This is a genomic window from Ramlibacter sp., assembly GCF_035706265.1.
In the GTDB taxonomy this organism is placed as follows: Bacteria; Pseudomonadota; Gammaproteobacteria; order Burkholderiales; family Burkholderiaceae_C; genus Ramlibacter.
This window is the reverse complement of the sequence record NZ_DASSVG010000042.1, coordinates 1-4343: the sequence shown is the minus strand read 5'-3', so window position 1 is coordinate 4343 and position 4343 is coordinate 1. Positions and strand designations below refer to the sequence as shown.

Sequence of the window (4343 nt, the reverse complement as noted above, 5' to 3'; positions counted from 1 at the left end):
GCTGGTGCCGCGGTGGGGGGAGCGGCCGCCCCGGCAGACGCGGCGGCCGCAGGGACGGCGGCAGACACCGGGGCCGGTTCGGCCGCCGGGGCGGGTGCGGGCGCGGCAGGGGGCGCCGGCGTGGCGGGCGGCTTTTTCCGGAAGAAGCTGAACATCGGAGAGGTTTCTAGAATCACACGATTCTATGAAACGACACCTGCGCTCCCTGATCCTCCCGCTGGCGGCCGCGCTGCCGCTGGCGCTGCTTCCGGCCGCGCACGGCCAGATCTCCGGGCCCGCGCCGGCCCAGGAGAAGCCGGTCCAGTACCAGCTGGCCAACGGCATGACCGTGATCATCAAGCCGGACCGGCGTGCGCCCACCGCCGTCCACATGGTCTACCTGCGCGTGGGCGCGATGGACGAGGTCGACGGCACCACCGGCGTCGCCCACGTGCTGGAACACATGATGTTCAAGGGCACGCCCACCACCGGCCCCGGCGAGTTCTCGCGCAAGGTCGCTGCCCTGGGCGGCCGCGAGAACGCCTTCACCACCCGCGACCAGACCGGCTACTTCCAGCAGATCCCGGCCAACCGGCTGGAAGACGTGATCAAGCTGGAATCCGACCGCTTCGCCCACAACCAGTGGCCGGACGACGAATTCAAGCGCGAGCTCGAAGTTGTGAAGGAGGAGCGTCGCTCCCGCACCGAGGACAACCCGCGCGGCCTGCTGTACGAGCAGCTGAGCGCGGTGGCCTACACCGAGTCGCCCTACCGCCGCCCCGTGGTGGGCTGGATGAGCGACCTGGAGGCGATGACGCCGGCCGATGCGCGCGAATTCTGGCGCCGCTGGTACGTGCCGGCCAATGCGGCGGTGATCATCGCCGGCGACGTCGACCCGGCCAAGGTCCGCACCCTGGTCGACAAGTACTACGGCAGCATCCCGGCCAAGCCGGTGCCGGCGCGCAAGCCGCGCACGGAGCCGCCGCAGCACGGCATCCGCCGGGTCGAATTCAAGGCGCCGGCGGAGCAGTCGTACGTGGCGCTGGCCTTCAAGGTGCCGCAGCTCACCTCCTTCGAGCGCACGCCCGCCAACGACGACGCGCTGGCGCTCACCGTGCTCTCCGGCGTGCTCGATGGCTACGAAGGCGCGCGCCTGGACCGTGCGCTGACGCAAGGGCCGGACCGCGTGGCCGACAGCGTCGATGCCGGCAACGGCCTGTGGGGCCGCGGGCCGCAGCTCTTCACGCTGGCCGGCGTGCCGGCGGCCGGCAAGACGCCGGAGCAGGTGGAGAAGGCGCTGCGCGAACAGGTGGCGCGGGTGGCGCGCGAAGGCGTGAGCGAGGCCGAACTGCAGCGCGTCAAGACGCGCTGGATCGCCGGCGAGATCTACAAGCTGGACTCGGTGATGAACCAGGCGCGCGAGCTCGGAGGTGCGTGGGTGATGGGCATGCCCATCGACGCCGACGAACGCCTGATGGCGCGCCTGCGCGAGGTGACGCCGGAGCAGGTGAAGTCGGTGGCCGCGCGCTATTTCGGCGACGACCAGCTCACCGTGGGCATCCTGCGGCCCCTGCCGGTCGATCCCAATCGCAAGCCGCGCACGCCGGCGGTTCCGCTTCGCCACTGAGATGCTGGGGTTCGCAAGGCTCACCACCAGCCTGCGGTTCGCGCAGCACACCACCAGCCCACGAGAGGATTCCATGCATTTCACGACTTTCCTGGCGCGCGGCGCGCTCGTCGGCCTGCTCGCCTGCAGCTTCGTCGCCCCGGCTTCGGCCGCCCTGCCGATCCAGAAATGGCAGCAACCCAGTGGTGCCCAGGTCTGGCTGATCGAGAGCCCCAGCCTGCCGATGGTGGACGTCGAGATCGACTTCGACGCCGGCGACCGGCGCGACCCCGCCGACAAGGCGGGCCTGGCCGGCGTGACCGCGGAGATGACCTCCAAGGGCATCGCGGCGCGCAACGGCGAGCCGGCGCTGGACGAGAACCAGCTCGGTGAAGCCTGGGCCGACCTCGGCGCCTCCTTCGGCGGCGGGGCGAGCATGGACCGCATGAGCTTTTCGCTGCGCTCGCTGACCTATCCGGACCTCCTGGACAAGGCCGTGAAGCTGGCCGCGCGCGAACTGGGCGAGCCCTCCTTCCCCGACAACATCTGGCAGCGCGAGCGCCAGCGCCTGGTGGCCGCCATCCGCGAATCGAACACGCGGCCCGGCACGGTGGCCGCGCGCGCCTTCGGTACCGCGGTCTACGGCGGCCATCCCTACGGCTACGACACCAACGAGGAATCGCTCGGTCGCATCTCGGTGCAGGACATGCGCAACTTCTACGCGGCGATCCTGCCTTGCCGCGCGAAAGTGAGCATCGTCGGCGCCGTCAAGCGGGAGCAGGCCGACCAGATCGCGACCACGCTGCTGTCGCGCCTGCCCGCGGGCCGCTGCGAACCGCTGCCGCCGGTCGCGGAAGTGCCGGCGCTCAGCGCCCCCGCCGAGCGCAACATCCCCTTCGCCTCGGCCCAGGCCCACGTGCTGATCGGCCAGCCGGGCTACAAGCGCTCCGACCCCGACTACTTCCCGCTGCTGGTGGGCAACTACATCCTGGGCGGCGGCGGCTTCGTCTCGCGCCTGTCGGAGGAAGTGCGGCAGAAGCGCGGCCTGAGCTACAGCGTCTACAGCTACTTCGCGCCCGGCCTGCACGCCGGCGCGTTCACCATGGGCCTGCAGACCCGCCCCGACCAGGCCGCGCAGGCGGTGCAGGTCTCGCGCGACGTGCTGCGCCGCTTCGTGGCCGAAGGCCCCACCGAGGCCGAACTCAAGGCGGCCAAGGACTTCATGATCGGCGGCTTCGCCCTGCGCATCGACAGCAACCGCAAGCTGGTGGACAACCTGGCCAACATCGCCTGGTACGACCTGCCGCTCGATTACCTGGACACCTGGACCAGGCAGGTGGAGAAGGTCACCGCCGCCGACGTGAAGGCCGCCTTCGCGCGCAAGGTGCAGCCCGATCGCATGGTGACGGTGGTCGTAGGTGGCGCCGGCGTGGCGTCGGCCCGACAGTGAAGCCCCTGGAGCCCTTGCGCACCTGTCAATCTTGACAGGGGATCGCGTGCAGCACTTTGCAAGAGCCTCAACAATTCGATGGCGCTGTCACGCATTTCTTGCGAGCACGCGAGAGAGTTTCACAGGGAGAGAGTCGGGCACGGCCGCAGGGCCGTGCCCTTTTTTTTGAGCCGCCGCCCCGCATGCCCCGACCCGCCCAGTCCCCCGCCCGCCGCAGCCTTCCGAACCAGGTCCGCATCATCGGCGGCCAGTGGAAGCGCACCAAGCTGGATGTGCCCGAGCGCCCCGGCCTGCGGCCGACGCCGGACCGCGTGCGCGAGACGCTGTTCAACTGGCTGGGGCAGGACCTGGCGGGCTGGCGCTGCGTCGACGCCTTCGCCGGCAGCGGCGCGCTGGGGCTCGAGGCGGCCTCGCGCGGCGCGGCCGACGTGCTGCTGGTGGAGGCCGACGGCGGGCTGGTCGATGCCCTGCGTGCCGTGGTGAAGCGCCTGGATGCGGGCAACGTGCGGGTGCAGCGGGGCAACGCGCTGACGGTGCTCGCAAGCCTGCCCGCCGGCGGCACCGACCTCGTGTTCCTCGATCCGCCCTTCGAGGCCGACCTGTTCGACAAGGCGCTCGCGGCGGCGCTGCCCGCGCTGGCGCCGAACGGCTTCATCTACCTCGAAGCGCCCAGCCTCTGGCAAGGCGAGGCCCTTGCGCGTCACGGGCTGGAGGCGCTGCGGCACCTGAAGGCCGGCGCCGTCCACGGGCACCTGCTGCGCCGCACTGCATAATCCGGCGCAAAGCGCGTGCCGGCGCCGCCGGCGTCCAGGAGATTCCAATGGCCACCGACGTCCTCGCCGTCTATCCCGGCACCTTCGACCCCATGACGCTGGGCCACGAAGACGTGGTGCAGCGGGCCTGCCAGCTGTTCGGCCGCCTGATCGTCGCCGTGGCGGCGGGCCACCACAAGAAGTCGCTCTTCACGATGCAGGAGCGCATCGACATGGCCCGCGAGGCGCTGGCGCAATACCCGCAGGTGACGGTGGAAGGCTTCAGCGGCCTGGTGCGCGACTTCGTCGTGGCACGCGGCGGCAAGGCCATGGTGCGGGGCGTGCGCGCGGTCACCGACTTCGACTACGAATTCCAGCTCGCCGGCATGAACCGCCACCTGATGCCGGAAGTGGAGACGGTGTTCCTGACCCCGAGCGACAAGTACCAGTTCATCTCCAGCACCTTCGTGCGCGAGATCGCCGTCCTCGGCGGCGAGGTCCACCAGTTCGTCTCGCCCAGCGTGCAGCAGCGCCTGGTGGAAAAGGTCCGCAGCCT

At 70.6% G+C, this 4343-nt stretch carries 4 protein-coding genes; all 4 read left to right on the top strand.

The genetic code is table 11. The annotated features are described in order from the left end of the window. The first annotated feature begins 184 nt into the window (after window positions 1-184). Complete coding sequence (locus VFM98_RS01410; RefSeq protein WP_325108099.1) at window positions 185-1606, top strand: pitrilysin family protein; 1422 nt, start codon at window positions 185-187, stop codon at window positions 1604-1606. Between the two features lie 73 nt (window positions 1607-1679). Continuing rightward, on the top strand, window positions 1680-3035 hold the full coding sequence (locus VFM98_RS01405) for a pitrilysin family protein (protein WP_325108098.1): 1356 nt from the start codon (window positions 1680-1682) through the stop codon (window positions 3033-3035). Between the two features lie 182 nt (window positions 3036-3217). Next, window positions 3218-3808, top strand: a complete 591-nt coding sequence (gene rsmD / locus VFM98_RS01400) for a 16S rRNA (guanine(966)-N(2))-methyltransferase RsmD (RefSeq protein ID WP_325108097.1) — start codon at window positions 3218-3220, stop codon at window positions 3806-3808. 47 nt (window positions 3809-3855) lie between these two features. Then, on the top strand, window positions 3856-4343 hold a 488-nt coding region (gene coaD / locus VFM98_RS01395; protein WP_325108096.1), incomplete at its 3' end, for a pantetheine-phosphate adenylyltransferase.

Coding starts and splice junctions, on each gene's coding strand:
- VFM98_RS01410 (WP_325108099.1), top strand. CDS start 185: ATGAAACGACACCTGCGCTCCCTGATCCTCCCGCTGGCGGCCGCGCTG.
- rsmD (WP_325108097.1), top strand. CDS start 3,218: ATGCCCCGACCCGCCCAGTCCCCCGCCCGCCGCAGCCTTCCGAACCAG.
- VFM98_RS01405 (WP_325108098.1), top strand. CDS start 1,680: ATGCATTTCACGACTTTCCTGGCGCGCGGCGCGCTCGTCGGCCTGCTC.